Genomic DNA, 21374 nt, shown 5'->3' on the forward strand with positions numbered 1-21374 from the left:
TAACGCAAACAGGGGTTTTGTTTATGTAGAAGTCCATGAATTTCACTGGGACGTTGCTAGAACAACGGTCTGGTACACAGAATTTCTTGACGACCATAGAGCATTGGAACCACCTGATCCCATCCCGAACTCAGCAGTGAAACGATGCATCGCCGATGGTAGTGTGGGGTTTCCCCATGTGAGAGTAGGTCATCGTCAAGATTGAATTCCGAAACCCCTGTCTGCTTACGCAGACAGGGGTTTTGTCGTTTTAGGGCGAGTGACTATAAATACCTGATACTGAAAACAGTCAGAGTCCCTTCCAAGCCCGTAGCATCAGACTCACCCTGAAACTGGCCAAAAAAAGCCAGCGCCTGAAGTCAGACGCTGGCCTCTCGACACTATCAGCAGATCAGAACTGATAGCTTACCGTTGCACTGACATTACGCTCTTCTCCCAGGTAGCAGAAATTCAGGCTGGCACAGGAGGCTACATAAGTCTCATTGGTCAGGTTGTTGGCATTCAACCGCACATCCACGCCCTTCAACCCTACTTTGCCCAGGTCATACCCGACTGACGCATCAAACAAGGTGTAGGCCGGCACCTTCATTGTGTTCTCTGCATCTGCCCAGCTGTACCCGACATAGCGAACCCCGCCCCCAAGCCGCAAGCCATCCAAGGCTCCGCTAGCAAATTTGTAGTCCGCCCACATAGACGTCATATGACGAGGCGCCTGAGTCGGAGAATTACCCTTGTTCTCGATCAAATTGTCGGCAGAGCTCAACGTACTCACCATCGACTTGGAATACTTGATGTCGGTAAAGGTATAGCTGCCCAAGAGCTTCAAGTTATCCGTCAGTTGCAGATGCGCTTCCAGCTCCAGGCCTTGCGAGCGGACAGCACCTACAGCCCGATAGAAGTTCTCCTGTGGCAGCTTGGTCGCCAGGTTTTCCTGGTCGATACGAAACCAGGATGCTGTAAACAAGTTGTCGGTCCCCGGCGGCTGATACTTCAAGCCTGCCTCCCACTGTGTCCCATTGGTAGGTGCCAGTGGATTACCCGCGCTGTCTGAATAGGAGTTCGGGTTGAAGGACTCTGAATAGCTGACGTAAGGTGCCAAGCCGTTATCAAACAGATACAGCGCACCCGCTCGACCCGTAAGCTTGGTACGTTTGTCAGAGATCTCCGTACCCAGCGGCCGACCCGCCTCTGCAATACGGTTTTCATCGGACGTCTCAACCCAATCCTGGCGAAGCCCAAGGGAAAACCGCCATTTATCCATTTCGATCAGGTCTTGCAGATACACACCCGTCTGTTCAAGGCGACGCAGGTAGCTGGTTGGGTCGTAATAGTTGATCGCTGAGTTGCCGTAAACAGGGTTGAACGCGTTGACCGGTTGCAGCGACCCGCTGGACCAATCCACCACCGTTTTACGCCGCTGATAATCGGCCCCCATCAGAACAGTGTGCTTGGTCGCCCCAGTAAAAAACTCCGCCTGCAGCATGTTGTCGATGATGAACGCGTGCAGCTTCTCATCGCCGCCCGAGTAGTAGCGATTTAGCTCATTGCTGGTCGACGTGGTCCAGCCATAGGCATACACCTGATCCAGCTTCACCTTGGAGTCGAGGTAACGGAAGTTCTGCCGCGTAGTAAACACATCGTTGAAGCGATGCTCGAACTGATAACCAAACGACTGCTGATCACGTTTGTAACCATCGACGCCGGGCTCGCCTTCGAAAAAGTGGCTGGAGATTCGCTGACCATTGCGCTGATGCAATGCGCCGTCCGCCGGCATGCCACCGTGGTAACCACCGTCAGGATCATGCTGTAGATACGCCTGGAGCGTCAGCGAGGTGTCCTCGGTAAAGTCGATGCTGAGCGTCGGTGCCAGTGCGAAGCGCTTTTCCTTAGCGTGGTCGAACTGCGTGTCAGACTTGTCCGCCAAGCCAGTGAGGCGATAGGCGATGCGCTTGTCGTCGTCCACCGGGCCGCTGAAGTCCAAACCCATGCCCTGTTGCCCGCGGCTGCCCACTGTCGCTTGAACCTGATGATAAGGCTCGAGCAACGGCTTCTTGCTGGTCAGTGCAACCAGGCCGCCGGGTGAGCTGCGCCCATACAGCACAGAGGATGGCCCTTTCAGGATATCCACGCGTTCAAGAAAGTAGGGGTCCACCTGCATCGTGCTGTAAGTGCCGCTGTCGCCCATGGACTTCAACCCATCAAGGTAGATGTTATCCACAGAACCATCATTGAAACCGCGCATGGCTACGTAGTCATAACGATGGGTCGCGCCATACGGGTTGGTCAGCACGCCAGGTGTGTAGCGCATGGCCTGCGCAACAGTTTGGGAGCCCTGGTCGTCTATCTGTTCACGGGTCACCACGGAGACGGTTTGCGAAGTTTCCAGCAGTGCGGTGCTGGTCTTGGTTGCGATCTGGCTATGGGTGGCGTTGTAGCCTTCCATGCTGCCCAAGGCATTCCCCAACGCGAAGCCTTTGATATCGGTGGTGGGCAATGTCAGCGTGCTGCTTTGCGGCTGAGCCTGTAGAACAAAACTGACGCCGTCCTGCGAATCAGCCTGCAACCCGGAGCCGGCGAGCACATGGTTCAACCCTTGTTCGGCTGAATACTCGCCCTGCAGCCCAGGCGATTGTCGACCCTGAGTCTGCGCAGGCGTGCTGGAAAGGGTTATGCCCGCCTGCCGGGCGAACTGATTGAGCACCTCGCTCAGCGAGCCGGCTGGAATGTCATAACGCGGATTCACCTGCGCGCTGGCCGTCTGCGCCGCCATGGCCACAGTCGAAACAGCACCCATGCCCATTGCCGTCGACAACAACGCGGCACGTATGGCTTTGGCTAAAAGAGGGTAGGAAGAGTCTGGTGAGTTACTGAGAAAACGCGCAGTCATGATCAAGGTCCGTTGAGGCCGGTAAGGCAGATGGAAACGCTTACTGTCTAAGCCGGACTCGCGGAAAAAACCCGCCAAACTACTTCATAAAAAGTCAGGCCGAGCGCTCCAGGCTCACCCACCAACGTGTGCGGTAACGCACGCGAACAGGCAGCGTCTGCGGCAGTATCGCCAGCAACTTGTCGGTGTCCTCCAGCCGAAAAACTCCCGACAGCCGCAAGCCGGCAACATCCGCCGAACAACCCAGGTAGCCATGGCGGTAACGCCCCACCTCCGACAGGAAGTCGGCCAGGCGCATACCACGCGTCACGATCAGCCCATCGGTCCACGCCCCAACATCCATATCCAAAGGCGGGGCCGGCGTGGCATGCGTCTGGTTTACCCGATAGTTTTCCCCCGCGTGAGCTTGAGTCGAGAACCCATCCGCCGAATGCGGTGAATGAATGGCCACATTGCCGCTGACCACGCTCAAGCGTGTGCAATCGCTGTCTTGGCGCACGCTGAAGCGCCCGTCAATGCCTTCGAGCAATCCATGCCGAGTTTGGACCAGCAAGGGTGCTGACAAACTCGTGCCGCAAGTCACAAGGATCTCCCCACGCACCAGCGTGATGAGGCGTTGCTGCGCACTGAAGTCCAGGTCCACTGCACTGTCGGTATTGAGTTGCAGGCGAGTACCATCCGGCAGTTGCACGCTGCGCCGCTCGCCAGTGGCTGTCGCGAGGTCGGATGTCCAGCGCTGCCAGCCGGTCAGGTCCCGACTTACCCACGCTGCAGAGCCCACCAGCACTACACCGGACAACATCTTCAGCGCCTGCCGCCGACCCAAGCCGTGTGCAACATTTTCCAGTGCCACATGGGCCGCCGGAATCGCAGACAATTGGCTGTTCAATTCCTGCTGCAACGCCTGTACTCGTTGCCAGGCCAACTCATGGTCAACATGCGCCTCGCGCCAATGCTCGCATTGCGCATGCAGGCGCTCATTGGCGCGGTTGTTACGCAGGCGCAGGGCCCAGCTGATGGCTTGCTTGACCACTTGGGCATCGGGTCCGGAACGCGCGGCGTTATCCACAGGCATCAAATCTCATAACGCATCACGTAACAGTGATACAGCGCCTCAGCGATGTAGCGTTCCACAGAGCGAACCGACACGCCCATCTGCTGCGCGATCTGCTTGTACGTCAGCCCATCGCACTGAGCCAGTAGAAACGCCTTACGCACCTTCGGCTTCAATCCGTCTAAAAGGCGGGCGATTGCCTCCAGCAGTTCCAGCACCAACGCACGTGCTTCGGTGCTGGGTGCCAACGCTTCCGGCAGGTGGGCGATGGACTCCAGGTAAGCGCGTTGGATTTCTTCACGGCGCCAATGATCAATCACCAAACCCCGGGCGATGGTGCGCAAGAACGCCCTGGGCGCCTTGAGTTCAAACCGTTCGGTCTTTTGCAGCAAACGCACAAAGGTGTCTTGCGCTAAATCCGCTGCATCGGCGGCATTGCCCAGCCGGCTGCGCAGCCACGTGTTGAGCCAATTGTGATGGGTGCAGTAAAGCGTCTGCACCACACTTTCACACGCAATGTACTCAGTAGATGGCATTCACACAGGCCCGGCCAGACGCCACAAATGATAATTAGTCGCATTGTCTGAAAGCCTGAAAGATTTTGCAATCTCTCCTCGCAGCGCCCGCACCGTTGGTCGGTTTCCTACGCAATATGATGATGATTCTCACAAATTACTAAGATTTCTCTTGGTGTGGCCGAAAGCCTGACGAGCCATGCGTGCACCGAAATAGAGCGGTCCAAGAGAGTCCGCCTATCCCGTTACATGGAATGTTCCACTCGGCACGCTCATCCCCCTTTGGCAAAAGAAGTCGATGAAATGAATCTCAAGTTCAGTCATAAAATTCTGTTGGCCGCGTCAGGCGTCGTGGTTCTCGCATTCGCGTTATTCACGCTTTACAACGACTACCTGCAGCGCAGCACCATCAAGCAAAACCTGGAATCGTCCATCCAGCAATCGGGTGAACTCACGGCCAGCAGTGTGCAGAACTGGCTCAGTGGTCGCATCCTGGTCCTCGAAAGCCTGGCGCAAAACGTCGCGCATCAGGGCAGTGGTGCCGACCTTCCGGGCCTGGTTGATCAACCTGCGTTCACCTCGAACTTCCAGTTCACCTACGTCGGTCAAACCAACGGTGTGTTCACCCAGCGCCCTGACGCCAAAATGCCCGACGGTTATGACCCACGTCAGCGTCCTTGGTACAAGCAAGCCGTGGCCGCCGACAAAACCATGCTCACCCCGCCTTACATGGCTGCCGTGGGCGGTCAGATCGTCACCATCGCTCTGCCAGTCAAAAAGAACGGTGAGCTGCTGGGCGTAGTGGGCGGTGACCTGAGCCTGCAGACCTTGGTGAAGATCATCAACTCGGTGGACTTCGGCGGCATCGGCCATGCCTTTCTGGTCAGCGCCGATGGCCAGGTCATCGTCAGTCCTGACCAGGACCAGGTGATGAAAAACCTTAAGGACATCTACCCAGGCACAAACCTGCGTATCGAGAAGGTCAGCCAGGACGTTGTGCTCAATGGCCAGGACCGTATCCTCTCGTTCACGCCAATCAGCGGCTTGCCAGGTGCCGATTGGTATATCGGTCTGTCGATCGACAAAGATAAAGCCTACGCACCGCTGGGAAAATTCCGTACTTCGGCCTTAATCGCCATGTTGATCGCGGTCGTCGCTATTGCCGTGCTCTTGAGCCTGTTGATTCAAGTACTGCTGCGCCCGCTGACCACCATGGGCATTGCCATGCAGGACATTGCCCAGGGCGAGGGTGATTTGACTCGGCGCCTGGACGTGACCAGCAAAGACGAATTTGGCGAAGTTGGCAGTGCCTTCAACCAGTTCGTCGAGCGTATCCACGCGTCCATCTCCGAGGTGTCTTCGGCGACGCGTCAGGTGCACGACCTGTCCCAACGCGTGATGGCGTCGTCCAATGCCTCGATCATCGGCTCGGACGAACAAAGTGCGCGCACCAACAGCGTGGCGGCGGCAATCAACGAATTGGGCGCCGCCACCCAGGAAATCGCGCGTAACGCGGCCGATGCTTCGCAGCACGCCAGTGGTGCCAGCGAACAGGCAGACGACGGGCGCAAGGTCGTCGAGCAAACCATCCTGGCGATGTCGGAGCTGTCGCAAAAAATCAGCCTGTCCTGCACCCAGATCGAAACGCTGAACGCCAGCACCGACAACATCGGCCACATCCTTGATGTGATCAAAGGCATCTCCCAGCAAACCAACTTGCTGGCACTTAACGCCGCAATTGAAGCGGCTCGTGCCGGGGAAGCCGGGCGTGGTTTTGCCGTGGTTGCCGATGAAGTGCGTAACCTGGCGCACCGTACCCAGGAGTCTGCCGAAGAGATTCATAAGATGATCACTTCGCTGCAAGTGGGTTCGCGTGAGGCGGTGACCACCATGAACGCCAGCCAGACCTCCAGCGAAGAAAGCGTTGAAGTGGCTAACCAGGCCGGTGAGCGCCTGGTCAGCGTGACGCAACGCATCGTCGAGATCGACGGCATGAACCAATCGGTCGCTGCCGCCACCGAGGAGCAGACCGCCGTGGTCGAAACCCTCAACGTCGACATCAACCAGATCAACCTGCTGAACCAGCAGGGCGTGGCCAACCTCAACGAAACGCTCAAGGACTGCGACGCACTGTCCCAGCAGGCCAGCCGATTGAAGCAGTTGGTCGACAGCTTCAAAATCTGACCCTGTTTGTGCAGGAGCGAGGCCTCTCGCTCCTGCTGATCAGCTGAGCATCTGGCGCACATTCTCCAGTGCGCTGTCGGCGAAATCCTGCACAAACTGTTCAAACGCTGCCGGCGGCATTTCCAGCGGTTCGCCAATGAGCGTCCAGGTCGCCCTGGAGCGGTCCTCGCCAAGCCCTTCAACACGCATTGCGGCCCACAACTGCGCGACGCCCAACGTGTTGTAGAGCGTGGTCCACGTCATATACATGGCCTCGTCGTCGTGGCTGTTGAGTTGCTCGACAACGCAATGACCATCGTGGAAAAACTTCGTGCGTAACGCACCTACACCCGTTCCCGTCATTTGAATGCGCGACAGCGCGGGAATAAAGGCATCAAAGCCTGCAAAGTTGCCAACCACACGCCACAGGCGAGCGGCCTCGCACGGGACTTCCACAGACGCCACCAACGGTGCGCCGCCAGGGTTGCGGATCAATGTATCGGGTTGCAGCGGTTTCATAAGCATGTCCTGACGGGGTTAGATAAAGCCAATGGCCTTGAGGTGGTCGCAGCCCTTGCGCAGCAGCGCCGGGTCCTTTTTTGGGTAGTGCTCGCCCATTGCGTCCACACCCTGGCGTGCGTTGTCGTGACAAATCATCGACACATCGCTGATGTCTTCTGCCAGGTCATTCAGGTAAAAACCCAGCACGCCAAACAGCGCGTTTTCGCGACCCACCGTTCGTAGCGCGCTTTGCCAGCGCGCAATGCTCACCCGTTCGAAGCGGTGGCCCGCTTGGCTGAACGCATCAAGGTAATGTTCCCAACTCAACGGTTGTGGGTTGTGCAGGTTGAAGACGTTTCGCCCGGCAGCCCACTGGCCGCAGTGGAACGCAACGAAGCGCGCAAAGAAGTCCACCGGCATCAGGTCGAAGTTCACCTCCAGGCGCGGCGCCAGGCCCAACTGCAACGACCCTTTGAGCATCATCATCAGACGGTTGTTGTGCGGCTGGCAGACGCCGTTACGGCTGTTGAACGCGATGTTTCCCGGGCGATAGATGTTCACCCAGGCACCTTGCTCGGCAGCACGCCCCAGCAGTCGTTCGGCGACCCATTTGGAAAGGTTGTAGCCATTCTTGAGATACAGCGGCAACGACTCCACCGCGTGCGTTTCGAGGATGTACCCCTGGGCGTCAATATGACTGCAGGCCGAGAGTGTCGAGACGAAGTTAAAGACTTTCTTGCAATGGGTTTCACATAGGCGCAGGCACTCCAGTACCGGTTCGACGTTGTCCCTGGCAAGTGAGGCGTAGTCCATCACATGGTTGACCCACGCAGCGTTGTGCACCAACACGCCATGTGTGCGGGCGAGGTGCTCATACACATCGCAGGCCAGGCCCAGCCGTGGCTGGCTGATATCGGCGGCGTAGACTTGCACGCGGCTCAGGTCCATATGCTCCAGGCGATACTCGCGTAATGCCTCGGCAAACCGTGCCGCAGCGCAATGCCCCGGCTGCTCCCGTACCAGGCAGGCCACTTCCTGCGCGCCGCCTGCCAACAACGCTTCAACCAGATGCACGCCGACAAAACTGTTGGCGCCGGTGACGATGACTTTGCGTGGGTCGCCTGCGCGGTCCGCGTGCAGTGTTTCTACTGTGAGCGGTTGTGACGCATCCAGCTTCACCTGGCCCGACAGTGCATTGGGAAGAGCACCGTCTTCCAACAGCACGGCGAGCGTACGAATCGTCGGGGCTTCAAAGAATCGGCTCAAGGAGAGGCTGCGACCAAACGCTTCGCGCACACGTAGCAACAGGGTCGACAGCAGGATGGAGTGGCCGCCGAGGTTGAAAAAACTCTCGTCAATGCAAACGTCATCGCCAGGCACATCCAGCAACTCGCTCCACAGCGCCACCAGGCGTGTTTGCAGAGGCGTTTGCGCGCGACTGCCGGCAGTGTGTGCAACCGTGCGCATCGGTGTCGCCAGCAATGCCTGGCGGTCGACCTTGCCGTGACGGGTGTGCGGCATAGTGGGTAACTCAGTCCACACCTCGGGGTGCATATAGGTCGGTAACCACTGCTGCGCATGTTGTTTCAAGCCTGCCAGCGTGGCGCCCGGTTCGGGCTGGGCAACGAAGCTGAAAATCCTGCGATCAGCATCGATCACCACGGCCACTTGGCGAAACAACCGGCTACTGCGCAGGCACTGTTCGATTTCCAGTGGGGCCACCCGAAAACCACGGATCTTCACCTGGTCATCGCGTCGGCCGCCCAACTCGATACCGTCTGGCGTCCATTTCGCCAGGTCACCGCTGCGGTAAGCCTGCAGCACCTGGCCAGTGGGCAGTCTCAGTTCAACGAACGGGTCGTCCACCTGCTGCGGCGCGTTCACATACCCAAGGCTGACGCCGGGGCCGACGATGTACAGTTCGCCCGTCACCTGTTCATCCACCGGTTGCAAGTGGTCGTCGAGGATCAGCACCTGGCTGTTGGCAATAGGGCGCCCGAGGTTGCGATTGCTGTCTCCCGGTTGAAACGTCCGGTGGGTCACCAGCACCGTGGCTTCAGTAGGGCCGTACAGATTGTGAAAGTGGCACTGGCTCGCCAATCGTTCGATCACGCACGGCTCGCAGGTATCGCCACCCGTCAGCAGATGGGTCAAGCCCAGTGGCTGATCCAGCGGCAGGATGCTCAGCAGCGCTGGCGGCAGAAAAGCGTGGCTGATGCGCCGCTGACGAATCAGGTCGACCAACTGCTGGGGGTCGTGCCGTTGTTCCTGGCTTGGCACGATCAACTCGGCACCGGCTACCAAGGCCGGGAAGATATCGATCAGCGATGAGTCGAAACTCAGTGGCGAAAATTGCAGCACACGGCTGTGTTCATCCAGTGCCATACGGTCACCAAGCCAGGCGGTGAAATGTGCAAGGTTGCCGTGGCTGAGCAGCACGCCTTTGGGCTGGCCGGTGGTACCCGAAGTGAAAAGCGCGATGCAGGGCGCCTCGGCGTCGGGGCGATGGTGCGTAAGGGGCTGCGGGGTATCGGCGTGCGCCGGGTCGAGATTGCTGACATCCAGGCTGACGAACTGGTCGCGCAGCGGGTGCCGCCCATCATCCAGCAATACGCTGGCCTTGGCGCTTTCCAGCATCGCCTGCTGGCGCTGTGTCGGATGATCCGGTGCCAATGGCAGGTACACCGCGCCGCAACTCAGCACCGCGAGAATGCTGGCGTACAACTCGATGGACTTGTCCATGCAAACGCCGATCACCACTTGCGCTTCAATGGCCTCCAGCAGTGGGCGCAGATGCTGCTGGATCGACAGCGCCCGAGCCTGTAATTGCCGGTACGTCACCACACTGCCCGAGATATTCAGCGCCGGGCGTTCGGCGAAGCTGTGCAGGCTGGCGTGTAACCGTTGGATGACGGGCACCTGGGCTGCCAGCAATAGCGCCGGCTGCGCAGTGCGATTGAAACGATGCATGAATGCCAATGCGTCGAGCCCCTGCAGACCTTGCTCTGGCCAGCTGTTCGCGAGGGCGGTGACGGTGAAAAGGCCCGCATCCCTGGAGAACCCGCTGACCAGCGAGGCAGCCCATTCCACCAGTGCGTCTGTTGCACGTCGGCGCAATGGCTGGCCGTTGCCGCTGGGCTCCTCGTCCACGTCCTGTGTCGCCAGAACGCGCCTGTCCTGGTCATAGCAGCGTAGCTGCAGCCTGGGCAGCCCGTATTCGGACACCGGGCCGATCCCCACACGCAGGCTTAACCATTGGGTATCGCCGTTCGGTGTGAGCGGCGGTTGGCTACCGTCTTCAATCACGACGTCAGGTGAGTCTGTTGTGCTGACGTGTCCGTACTGCTCCAGCGTTTGCCTGAGCGCTTGCAGTGCAGTGCTGGTGCCATTCCATCCAATCTTCAAGCGCCTCATGCTGGCCTCCCCGATTCGGGCAGGTAGTGGCTCAGGGCCTGGGCAACGCTCGGCGTTTGCAGCAGGCTGCTGTGGTGCAGGAACCCCAGGATGTTGCCAAGCAACGGGTGATGACGGGTGATAGGAAAGTCCAGCGCGGCCACTTCATCACGCAGTGCGTGGCGGACGTCGACACTGACGTCCAAGTGTTCGATCAGCCGTAGATCGAAGCCTTTCTGCAGTTCGTTGGTCAGGTAATGCGTCAAAAAGGTCGGCAGGGTCTCAGCGATGCTGTCGCGGTCCGCCGGGCTTGCCGCTTGCCAATAGAGGCGCACCAGTTGGGTCCAGAACTGTGCATGGCGCCCTTCATCAAACAAGTGATCAGCCATCAAGCCACGAACAGAAGGCTTGATGCTGTCGTCCTTGGAAAACGCGGCGACGTCATGGGTGACCGTGTTCTCGGCGATGGCCACACCAATCAACGCCACGGCATCGCGCAAGCGCGGCGGTGCCAGGGCCTGCGCTGCCGGCAGGGCATGGCTCAGTTCGATTTGCCCAGGCAGGTCGATGGGGTGTATGCCGGTCATGTCCACGGCCTGTTGCAGGAAATCCATCGCGACCAGCGCGTGGTAGTCCTCATCCACCACGACGGCCATCGCGTCCACGCGGCAGGCAAACGGGAAGGGCAGCGAGAAGCGATTCCTGGCAATGCTGCGGGCGGTCTTGCCGACGATTTCGGTTTCGAAGATCACCACGTCGTTGATGAACTTGTAGAAACTTTGCACCAGCACGAAGTCGCGCCACTGCGGGCAATGTTCGAGAAAAGCCGCACTCAGCGCCAGAGGCTGGCGGCACAAGGGATAGATCAATCTGTCGTCATGTTCCAGTAACCGCCGAGGCCGCGTGCGGACCGTTGCGCGGCGTTCCCAGTCCTCGGCAAAGGAGCGGTAGTTGGCGGCGCTCATGGCTGCACCTCGTTCAGCGAGACACGCACGGTGTCCCAGAAACCGAGGCGGCTTTGTACGGCGACCAGCGCCATTTCGTCGGCCTGGCGTTGGCGGGCAGGGTCTGTCCCGATCAGGCGTTGGAGTAATTGTTGCGCTGCCGGCTCATGATCTTGTGAATCCAATTCGATGTGACGGCTGAGGTAGTGAGACAGGGTTGGCGCCTGGCGCTCAATGCATGCATTGCCGTGCAGAATGCGTTCGAACATCGGCGCAACCACACTCTCGCGACCATGCAGGAAGGCCGCCGCCACGCAGTGTGTGGGCGCATTCAGTGCGACCTGCAACGTGCTGTCGACAAAGCAGGCCACGCTAGGCGGCACATCAATCATCTGCAGGGCTGCACTTGCCGGCACGCTCTGGCGCTGCAGGTCGATGAAGCGCTGGACGGCGGTCGTGTCGGCGCCCACCTCTGCCATCGCCTCCAGATACAGTTCGAAGTGGCTGCAATGGCCACCTTTCGGATGTTCGTCGGACTCTTCGCCGAGCACGATTTCATTGATGAGGCGTGCGGCTTGCGGGTCAGTGGGTGGCAGCCAGGGTAATTGCGTGCAGGTCAGGTCTTGTTGCAAGCGTTTGGTCAGGGTCATGAAATCCCAGACGGCAAATACGTGGTGCTCCATAAAAAGTTGTAACTTGTTAAGTGAAGTTATTTCTACAAATAATGGATGGCTGCACAACTGCAGTTTTTTTTGTTCAAGTAAGTGTTGGTGCATGGTTGACGCCTATAGTTGTTGCGACTGCGCTGTAAGCAGTAAGGGGTTTGTAACTTGATTATTGAAAATAATGGCGTTTAGCCGCGTCATGCGCACTGTGCTAACGGGGCGTAGGGTTATGTTGCCGTATGCAGTGCTTTTTGTGGCGAGAGATAATAATCGTATTAAACGTTTTGATGAGCTTGTGAATATGTTAGATGTTTTTTCGAGAAATATTTTGTTGTGAGCAAGTTGCCCAGTTAACTGTTAGAAGTTTCCTTGTAATGAGCAGTCCCCTATAACGACGCGTCGTGGAGCTCTTCCTATAGCAAAGGAGCCCCACATCGTAGAGAGATCGAAGAAGCGTGCGGTAAACCTTACTGGGCCTCTTTCTTTGCGGCCGCTTCAAGGCCGTTGAGGTAAGTGGTGATCACCTCCATGCCCCGCATCAGGTGATTGCGCAGTGTCAGGATGCTTTCGTCGACTTTCTTCTGCGCTACCAGGCTCAGTAACTCGCGGTGGTCTTCCTGGGACGTTTCGCCCAAACCCATCGCCTCAAGGTTGAAGCGTAGAAAACGCTCCTCCTCATTCAAGCCGTGTTCAACCAGCTTGAGCAGCCGCTGGTTAGGCGCCTTGCCATAGAGCACCATGTGGAACAGGCGGTTGAGGCGGCCGATTTCGGAATAGTCTTTCTCCTGCTCCAATGCATTGATATAGGCATCAGCCTCAGCGATGTCGGCATCGGTGAGCAACGGTGTCGACAAGCGCAACGCTTCGGATTCCAACAGCATGCGCAGGGCATAGGTCTCTGCCGAATTGTCCTCTATCAACGGTGCAACCACGGCGCCCTTGTGTGTCACCACATGCAGCAAGGATTGCGCTTCCAGCTGGCGCAACGCTTCGCGCACGGGCATGCGGCTGACACCGAACAGGCTGGCCAGCTCCTGCTGGCGCATTGCAGTGCCACAGGGCAATCGGCCATCGAGAATCGCATTGCGCAACGTTTCTTCAATAACGGCGCGCGCAAGATGAGCGGGAATAGGCCCGCTGATTTTGATGCTGCTTAAAGGGTTCGGCTTCTGCGTCACGGTTACGCTATCCTCCTTTCTTGAATTGGGTGTGTTTAATTGGATCCAATGCACACTAGAGACGGGCTGCGTGCTTGTCAAACAGCCAAAGTTTCCGATTGTAAGGGCTTACAGGCCTTACTTTGTGCATCCCACAAAAGACGGTTATAAACTCGGCCCATTTATGAATGATTGCACTGTGCCATTGTTTTTTACGGTTCGAAGCATCACCATCCTTTGAAATTCCGTCTCTCTTCATGGACTGAACGCCTTGGCGGTAAGTTTTATTCCCTCTCGAATTTTCAGCTGGCTGTTATCAGCGATTTTGTTGGCCGGCCTGATGCTCGGCGGGCTGCAGGCCGATTGGGATTTCTCTCAGATCAGCCGCAAGGCCACCGCCCTGTATGGGCCGCTAGGGGAAGGCCAGCGGCGTATCGATGACTGGCAGCGCTTGCTGGCAACCCAAAAGCAGGTCAGCGAGCAAGAGCAGCTCAAGGTCGTGAACCTGTTTTTCAACAAGCAGATGACCTACGTGGAAGACATCGATCTCTGGCACGTGGTCGACTATTGGGAGACGCCCATCGAAGCACTCTGGAAGGGTGCCGGCGACTGTGAAGACTACGCGATCGCCAAGTATTTCAGTTTGCGTCACCTGGGGGTCTCCAGCGACAAATTGCGCATTACCTACGTCAAGGCCTTGCGTCAGAATCGCGCGCACATGGTCCTGACTTATTATTCGACCCCGGACGCCATCCCGTTGGTGCTCGACAGCCTGATGGACGAAATCCTGCCGGCGACGCGGCGTACCGACCTGATCCCGGTGTACTCATTCAACGCCGAAGGCTTGTACTTGCCCGGTGCCAAGGGCAACAAGAAAGTCGGTGACACCAAACGCTTGTCGCGCTGGCAGGATGTGTTGAGAAAAATGCGTGCGGAAGGCTTCCCAGCCGAGCCTGCCAACTAGGAGTAACTGATCGGATGTCTCTGTTCAAACAACTATTGATCGCAATCTGTCTGTTCCTGGTGATCGCCTTCAGCGGCAGCTTCATGGTCAGCCTGGAAAGCTCGCGCACGCAATACGTCAACCAGCTGCGTTCGCATGCGCAGGACGCGGCGACGGCGCTGGCGTTGTCGCTGACACCGAACATCGACGACCCGGCCATGGTGGAATTGCTGGTCAGCTCGATCTTCGACAGCGGCTATTACGCCAGCATCCGCGTGGTAGACCTGGCGACTGACAAAACCATCGTTGAGCGCAGCGGCATCCCCGATAACAACGGTGTGCCCAACTGGTTCGTGAAGATGATCGGCCTGGAGCCGGCCGGTGGCGATGCGCTGGTCAACCGCGGTTGGGAGCAGGCGGCACGTGTGGAAGTGGTCAGCCACCCGATGTTTGCCCTGGCCAAGCTCTGGCAGAGCGCCCTGGGCAGCCTCGGTTGGCTGTTGCTGTGCGGTGCGGTCAGTGCCGTGCTTGGCGCGCTGCTGCTGCGTCGGCAATTGAAACCGTTGGACTACATGGTCAAGCAGTCCCACGCCATCGCCCGTCGTGAGTTTCTCAGTGTGCCCGACCTGCCACGCACGCCGGAACTGCGCCGCGTGGTGCAGGCCATGAACCAGATGGTGGAAAAGCTCAAGGCGCTGTTCCAGGAGCAGGCCGAGCGCAGTGAAAAACTGCGCACCGAGTCCTATCAGGACAACCTCACCGGCCTCGCCAACCGCCGTTACTTCGAGATGCAGCTCAACGCCCGCGTCAGTAACCCGGAAGACACCAACTCCGGCTACCTGCTGCTGTTGCGGGTCAAGGACCTGGCCGGTCTCAACCAGCGGCTGGGTGGCCAGCGTACCGACCAGTTACTCAAAGCAGTCGGCGAACAACTGCTGCGTCAATGCGAGCCCTACCCGGAAACCCATAATCTCGTCACCCGCATCCGCGGGGGTGAATTCGCGGTGCTGGCGCCGGGGCTGGTGCGCGAAGAAGCGCTGCAATTGGCGCAGAACCTTGAAAGCACCTTGCTCAGCCTGCAAGCCACCGGCGCCAGTGACGTCACGCCGGTCGCCTATATCGGCCTGGCGCCCTTCAGCCATGGCGATTCCCCTCAGGCGCTGCTGACCCTGGCTGACCAAGCGCTGGCCCAGGCCGAAGGGCAGGGCGACGCCAGTTGGGTATGCCTCGACCACAGTGCCGCCGCCAGCGTCGGCGACGATCATCATGCCTGGCACACCCTGCTGGACCAGGCCCTGACCCAGCAGCGCTTCCAGCTGTACTTCCAGCCGGTCGTCGCCAGCCAGGACCCGCAGTTGGTCTTGCACTACAAAGTGCTGTCGCGCTTGCAGGATGACGACGGCCACACAATCCCGGCCGGGCGTTTCCTGCCGTGGCTTGAGCGCTTTGGTTGGACGTCACGCCTGGACCGCCTGATGCTGGAGCAAGTGCTCAAGCAAATGACCAGCCACAGCCATAGCCTGGCGCTGAACCTCTCGGCTGCCACATTGCAGGACGCCCAGGCGTTGAACCGGATTTTCGACTTGCTGCGCCAGCACAGCAACCTGGGCCCGCGGCTGACCCTGGAAATCGGCGAAGAACAATTGCCTGAACAGGCCCTGCTGGAACAGTTGACCCAGCGTCTGCGCGAGCTGGGCTTCTCCCTGAGCCTGCAGCGTTTTGGGGGGCGCTTCAGCATGATCGGCAACCTGGCGCGCCTGGGTCTGGCGTACCTGAAGATTGACGGCAGTTACATCCGGGCCATCGATCAGGAAGCCGACAAGCGCCTGTTTATCGAGGCGATCCAGCGCGCGGCGCACAGCATCGATTTGCCGTTGATTGCCGAGCGCGTGGAAACCGAAGGGGAGCTGAAGGTAATTCGCGAGATGGGGCTATTTGGTGTGCAAGGGCAGCTATTCGGCGAGCCCGCGCCCTGGAAATAATCCAAATCCAATGTGGGAGCGGGCTTGCTCGCGAATACGGTAGATCAGTCAATATTTCTAGCGACTGACACACCGTATTCGCGAGCAAGCCCGCTCCCACATTTCGATCCGGTTCGACGTTAAGAAATCAGATCAACCCAGTCTCTTCATCATTGATCAGGTGACTCAACCCGCCCAACGCTTCCCGCGCATGGGTACGGTCCATCAGCTTGGCTTGGGCGGCCGGCGGCAGGTCCGTCACGCTGATCACTCCCTTGCGGGTCAGCACCTGGATCAAGTCATCCAGCACCCGGATCATTTCCAGGTCACTTTGCTTGAGCTGCGCCAGGCTGGTTTCCACCACTTCGTTGGCATACCAGGCCTGGATCTCGTGGTGATCGGCCGGCAGGGTTTCGGTTGATTCGGCAAAGGCGGCGGCCTCCACGCGACTCAATACACCCTGTGCATCACGTTGCACGTAAAACATAAGAAACCCTCGAAAATGAACCACACGCCTTCACCAGCATAGGTCAATGGTGTGTTTATGGCCGCGAGTATGCGATGCAACCGCCCGCCAGGGCCAGTCGCGCATCAGCCAAAAAAAAATCGGCCGCCCGAGTGGGCGGCCGATCCAGCGCGTCTTAGGCGGTGTGATCGATCTTGATGGTCGGGTCGGCACCGCTGATCAGCGAGTTGATGCTGGTGTGGGACCAATCGTTGCCTTCCAGCTTGATCGTCACATCGGCATTGGCCAGGCCGCCAGCGGTGTTGAGCTTGCCTTCACTGCTGATTTGCAGGGTCGACACGCCGTCTACCGTGGTGATCTTGAGGTAGTTGTCGATGGTGCTGTCCGTCTCACCCTTCAACAGATCCTTAAGATCAATCCGGTCACCTTCCGAGGCCTTGAAGTCCTTGATCACATCGTTGCCCAGGTCACCGGCCTTCCACACGAAAGTGTCGGCACCCGAACCACCGATCAGGATGTCGTTGCCCGGCCCGCCGATCAACGTGTCGTTACCGGTGCCGCCCAGCAGGATGTCATTGCCTTTGCCGCCGTCCAGGTAGTCGTTGCCGCCCTGGCCGAACAGGATGTCATCACCCGCGCCGCCCAACAGCGTGTCGTTGCCGTCTTTGGCGCCGGACACATCGAAGTCGGCATAGTGCTCGGTGACGTACTGGTGCACGTTGGAGGTGGTCACCGCCGAGACGGCCACACCGGTTTTCTGTGCCACAAAGGCCTGCAGTGCGTTGTAACCCTCACCGGTGATGCCGCTGAAGCTCACCAGGTCGCCGAAGATGATGTCGTTGCCGTCGCCACCGCTGATAGTGTCGGAACCTGGCAGCGTCGCTTCGGTGTGGCCGAGGATGGCGTTGGCCAGGTCATTCGGGTCGATGTTGCTTTGCGGCTTGCCATCGCTGTCGTACGGCTTGAGGTCATTGAGGCTGACGTCACCGTTGATACCGATGGCTTCCACTTGCGACAACCCGCCCAGCAGCGCAAAGGCGCTTTTCGCGTTGCTCAGCGTCGCCGAGTCGGTGCTGTAGCCCGTACCGTTCAGGTTGGACAGCTCGTAGGTGCCGTCACCTTGGGCGTGAAGGGTGCCCAGGTTGTTGACGACCCAGCGCGAGCCATTCCAGGTTTGCAATTGAGCCGCACCCGAGGAGTCGATGCTGAAGTAGTGGGTGTTATCCAGGTACTTGCTGAACGTATTGCCCAGCGTGTAGTTGGACGTGGTCACCAAATCGTCGAGCTTGACGTTGTAAATCGTCGGGTTGGTCTGCTCGCCGCTCTGGTAGTAGGTCGGCTGGCCGTCGGTGATGAAGTAGGTCAAGTTGGTGGCACCGGTGTTGCCGGTGGCCAGGCCGCTCTGGAAGAAGTTTGCCGTGGTCTTGAACACGTCTTCATAGTTGGTGCCGCCGCCCGACACCATCGAGTCCAGCACGGCCTTGAGCAAGGTCAGGGCGTTTGGATCGTTGAGGTTGATCGCCACCGACTTGTTCACCTGGGTATCGAAGTCCGCCAGGAAGATGTTCACGGTGCCCGATGTGTTCGCGCCCAGGCTGTCTTTGAGCGAGTTGAACACCGAGGTCAGCGAAGCCTTGGCCGCGTTGATCGACGCGGTGCTCATGCTGCCGGAACTGTCCACCATGAACGCGATGTTGTAGTTCTTGCCCTGCACCACGTTCAGGCCGCCGATATCGGCTACGACGATGTCGTTGCCATCGGTGCCGGTGATGGCGTCGCTGCCGGAGCTGCCCGTGATTGCGCTGTAGGTGGCCGGGTACACCGTGACCGGCAACTGCGCTGTGGTGATGGCCGAACCGCCGAGGCTTTCGGTAGAGGTCGAGGTCACCGTCAGGTTGAACTGGCCGCTGTAGTAGGTCGGCGGCTTGATGGTCAGGGTGCTCAAATCCCAACCGGTGACGTTGACTTCGCCCACGGCTTTAGTCGCGGTAAAGGTGTGCCCGGACGCGTCGGTGAGCACCGAGCCTGCCGGCACGCCACTGATCTTCACGCTCAGGGTTTCCGAACCGTCGGTGTCGGTCAGCGCGGTGGTCACCTTGGACAGCTTCACGGTGCCGTTTTCCTGGCCTTCGTTGAGCTTGTAGCCCACGTAGTAACCATCACCGTTGCTGCCATGCAGGTCGGACACGGTCACGCCGGCGTTGGTCAGGTCGGTGATGCCGGTGTACAGCGGCACGCCGCTGGTGCTCAGGTCGGTGGCCGGGGCGCCGTTGACCGACAGGTTGACATCATAACTGCCAGGGCCGGACTGGTTGGCGTGGTAGATCTCGATGCTGTAATAGCCGCTCACCGTCGGGGTGATCGAGCCGCTGAATTTGCCGCTGTTGGTGCCCCACTGCGCGCTGGCCACGTCTTTACCGCCGACGTTGATCACCAGGCTGTCATCGCCGGTGCCACTGAAGGTGTAGGACTTGCCGGCTTCCATGTAGATCAGGCCGGAGATCTTCGAACCACTGCCTGCCGCGACGTTGGCGGTGGACTCGACATTGGTCACGATGCCGCTGCTGTTCGGCGTGCCGGCGTTATCAATGGCATTTTTCAGGTCAGCCGGGGCAGCGCCGTTGCCGTTGGTGCCGATGCCGGCAACCGTGTTCCAGCTTTGCTTGAGCAAGCCGATCGAGTTGACGCTGTTGTCGGCCACATTCAGGGTCGGTGCGTCGGCTATCGGCGTGATATCGACTTTCACTGTGGCGCTGGTGCCCAGGTCCTTGCCATCTGTTGGCTGGAACTTGAACTGCGCGTAATCCGCCTGCTGGTTGCCGATGCCGGTGCCGCCATAACCATTGGTGCCGGATTCGTTGGCGTTAGGCATGAAGCGCAACTGGCCGCCGTCGATCTGGGCTTTGGTAAAGGTTTGGCCAGCGGTCACGTTGGTCCAGGTGGTGCCATCTGCTGCGAGGTATTGCAGCTTGCCGGCCACCGGCAGGTCAGTGATTTTCACGCCCAGGCTGCTTTGCGGCGAGTCCACGTCGGTCACGCCGAAGTTAGCCCAGGTCAGGGCCAGCGGCGTGTCTTCGGTGCCGGTCACGGCGCTGCCGGTTGCCACTGGCGCATCGTTGACCGCCACCACATTGACCGTGGTGGTAGCGACGTTGGAGTAATTGCCGCCGTCGGTCACGGTCACGGTAATGGTCCGCGGCGTGGTGCTTGGGTCGTGGCTGTTGTTGGTAAACGTGATGTTCTGGATGCGTTGCATGTAATCAGCCAGCGTCGCGCTGCCCGACAACGTCAGGGTGATGGTGCCCGTCTGGTTGTTGGTGTTGACGATGATGCCATTCACGCTGTTGCCCAGGTTCAGGGCATCACCGGCCTGCGCGTTGGTCAGGGTGATCGTCGCGCCGGTCAGCATCGTGCTGTCCGGGTCAGTGATCTTGATATCCGTGTCGGCAATCGACACGCCCGGGCCGCTGGTGCCTTCGGTGAACGTCACCTTGTAGTCGGCACCGGTGGCGCCACTGGAATTGTTGGCATCCAGGTCGATGACCGGCGGCGCATCGTTGTCGATGATGTTGGTGGTGACGCTGCCTTTACCGATCGCCAGGTTCTCGAAGTTGCCACCGGTGGTCTTGTCGATCGTGATGACAATGCTTTCCGTCGACTCGGTGATCTTGTCGTCAATCGTGCGGATATCAAACGCCGCGCTGCTGGCGCCAGCCGGGATCTTCACGGTGTACACACCGGTGAAATCCGAACCGTCGGTGGCGGTGCCACTGTACTTGAGCGTCACGGTCACATCGGTTTGCGCCGGGTTGCTCAACGTCAGGGTGTAATGCGCCGTGCCGCCTTCAGTCACCGACGCATCGCCGGTGATATTGACGGTGGTGGTGTCGATCGAGTCGGTGATCGTGGTGACTGCTGCTTTTGGATCGGTGACCAGGTTTTCGAAGTTGCCACCCGCAGTCTTGGCGATGGTGGTGCTGACGGCGGAACTGTTGTTGTAGACGTCGTTGGCCGGGGTGTGGAAAACCGTCGAGCCTGCGGAGTCGCCGGCTTTGATGGTGATGGTTTGGCCGTTGCTCAGCGTTACGGTTACGTCGGTTTGCGCCTTGTTGGTCAAGGTTGCGGTGTAGGTGATGTCGCCGCCTTCAACGACCGATGCTTTGTCGGCAGTCAGGGAAACCGTGGTGTTATCGATCGAGTCGGTGATCGTGGTGACCGCTGCTTTCGGATCGGTGACCAGGTTTTCGAAGTTACCACCTGCAGTTTTGGCGATGGTGGTGCTGACGGTAGAGCCGTTGTTGTAGACGTCGTTCGCTGGGGTGTGGAAAACCGTCGAGCCTGCGGAGTCGCCGGCTTTGATGGTGATGGTTTGGCCATTCGAAAGCGTAACGGTGACGTCAGTTTGAGCTTTGTTCGTCAGCGTCGCGGTGTAAGTGATGTCACCACCTTCAACCACAGATGCTTTATCAGCAGTCAGGGAAACCGTGGTGTTATCGATCGAGTCGGTGATCGTTGTGACCGCTGCTTTCGGATCGGTGACCAGGTTTTCGAAGTTACCACCTGCAGTTTTGGCGATGGTGGTGCTGACGGTAGAGCCGTTGTTGTAGACGTCGTTCGCTGGGGTGTGGAAAACCGTCGAGCCTGCGGAGTCGCCGGCTTTGATGGTGGTGGTTTGGCCGTTGCTCAGCGTTACGGTGACGTCGGTTTGCGCCTTGTTAGTCAAGG

At 58.9% G+C, this 21374-nt stretch carries 12 protein-coding genes, 1 rRNA gene and 1 pseudogene; 4 read left to right on the forward strand and 10 right to left on the reverse strand.

Features of this window, described 5'->3' with window-relative positions; translation table 11 throughout:
- The first annotated feature begins 85 nt into the window (after positions 1–85).
- Positions 86–201: ribosomal RNA gene (gene rrf / locus HX783_RS29490) — 5S ribosomal RNA — on the forward strand.
- A 190-nt stretch (positions 202–391) separates the two neighbouring features.
- Here the strand turns inward: rrf and HX783_RS29495 are convergent.
- The 3 genes from HX783_RS29495 to HX783_RS29505 all read right to left on the reverse strand — a co-directional run bounded on the left by HX783_RS29495 (position 392) and on the right by HX783_RS29505 (position 4477).
- A complete protein-coding gene (locus tag HX783_RS29495) occupies positions 392–2887 on the reverse strand; it encodes a TonB-dependent siderophore receptor (protein ID WP_177019209.1) in 2496 nt (831 codons plus the stop codon).
- Between the two features lie 94 nt (positions 2888–2981).
- Positions 2982–3962, reverse strand: a complete 981-nt coding sequence (locus tag HX783_RS29500; protein ID WP_177019210.1) for a FecR domain-containing protein — start codon at positions 3960–3962, stop codon at positions 2982–2984.
- The gene (locus HX783_RS29505; RefSeq protein ID WP_177019211.1) at positions 3962–4477 is read right to left on the reverse strand and encodes a sigma-70 family RNA polymerase sigma factor; all 516 of its coding nucleotides are present in this window, start codon (positions 4475–4477) and stop codon (positions 3962–3964) included. The genes HX783_RS29500 and HX783_RS29505 overlap by 1 nt, the downstream gene beginning before the upstream one ends.
- Before the next feature lie 282 nt (positions 4478–4759).
- Between HX783_RS29505 and HX783_RS29510 the strand changes: the two genes are divergently transcribed.
- Positions 4760–6640 carry a methyl-accepting chemotaxis protein gene (locus tag HX783_RS29510; RefSeq protein WP_159953550.1) on the forward strand — a complete coding sequence of 627 codons (1881 nt, stop codon included), beginning with the start codon at positions 4760–4762 and terminating at the stop codon, positions 6638–6640.
- A gap of 39 nt (positions 6641–6679) precedes the next feature.
- Here the strand turns inward: HX783_RS29510 and HX783_RS29515 are convergent, their stop codons facing one another.
- The 5 genes from HX783_RS29515 to HX783_RS29535 all read right to left on the reverse strand — a co-directional run bounded on the left by HX783_RS29515 (position 6680) and on the right by HX783_RS29535 (position 13300).
- Positions 6680–7138, reverse strand: a complete 459-nt coding sequence (locus tag HX783_RS29515) for an SRPBCC family protein (protein ID WP_177019212.1) — start codon at positions 7136–7138, stop codon at positions 6680–6682.
- 18 nt (positions 7139–7156) lie between these two features.
- Entirely contained in the window at positions 7157–10534 is a 3378-nt protein-coding gene (locus HX783_RS29520) for an amino acid adenylation domain-containing protein (protein ID WP_177019213.1), read from the reverse strand.
- Entirely contained in the window at positions 10531–11478 is a 948-nt protein-coding gene (locus HX783_RS29525) for a diiron oxygenase (RefSeq protein ID WP_177019214.1), read from the reverse strand. The genes HX783_RS29520 and HX783_RS29525 overlap by 4 nt, the downstream gene beginning before the upstream one ends.
- Positions 11475–12233 (reverse strand): DUF3050 domain-containing protein, encoded by a 759-nt coding sequence (locus tag HX783_RS29530; protein WP_177019215.1) that lies wholly within the window; start codon positions 12231–12233, stop codon positions 11475–11477. Before HX783_RS29530 ends, HX783_RS29525 begins: the two co-directional genes overlap by 4 nt.
- A gap of 356 nt (positions 12234–12589) precedes the next feature.
- Positions 12590–13300, reverse strand: a complete 711-nt coding sequence (locus HX783_RS29535) for a GntR family transcriptional regulator (protein WP_159953555.1) — start codon at positions 13298–13300, stop codon at positions 12590–12592.
- A gap of 250 nt (positions 13301–13550) precedes the next feature.
- Between HX783_RS29535 and lapG the strand changes: the two genes are divergently transcribed.
- Positions 13551–14243: a cysteine protease LapG gene (lapG, locus tag HX783_RS29540; RefSeq protein ID WP_177019216.1), complete on the forward strand. Its 693-nt coding sequence runs from the start codon at positions 13551–13553 to the stop codon at positions 14241–14243.
- A 14-nt stretch (positions 14244–14257) separates the two neighbouring features.
- Positions 14258–16204 (forward strand): cyclic di-GMP receptor LapD, encoded by a 1947-nt coding sequence (lapD, locus tag HX783_RS29545; protein WP_177019217.1) that lies wholly within the window; start codon positions 14258–14260, stop codon positions 16202–16204.
- A 127-nt stretch (positions 16205–16331) separates the two neighbouring features.
- On the opposite strand, the gene HX783_RS29550 is transcribed toward lapD, so the two are convergent.
- Together HX783_RS29550 and HX783_RS29555 are read right to left on the reverse strand one after the other, a co-directional pair.
- Positions 16332–16670, reverse strand: a complete 339-nt coding sequence (locus HX783_RS29550) for a tryptophan synthase subunit beta (protein ID WP_177019218.1) — start codon at positions 16668–16670, stop codon at positions 16332–16334.
- Positions 16671–16824: 154 nt separating this feature from the next.
- Positions 16825–21374 (reverse strand): annotated as a pseudogene (locus HX783_RS29555) (LapA family giant adhesin); the annotation flags it as partial.

Source organism: Pseudomonas sp. D2002, assembly GCF_013385735.1.
In the GTDB taxonomy this organism is placed as follows: Bacteria; Pseudomonadota; Gammaproteobacteria; order Pseudomonadales; family Pseudomonadaceae; genus Aquipseudomonas.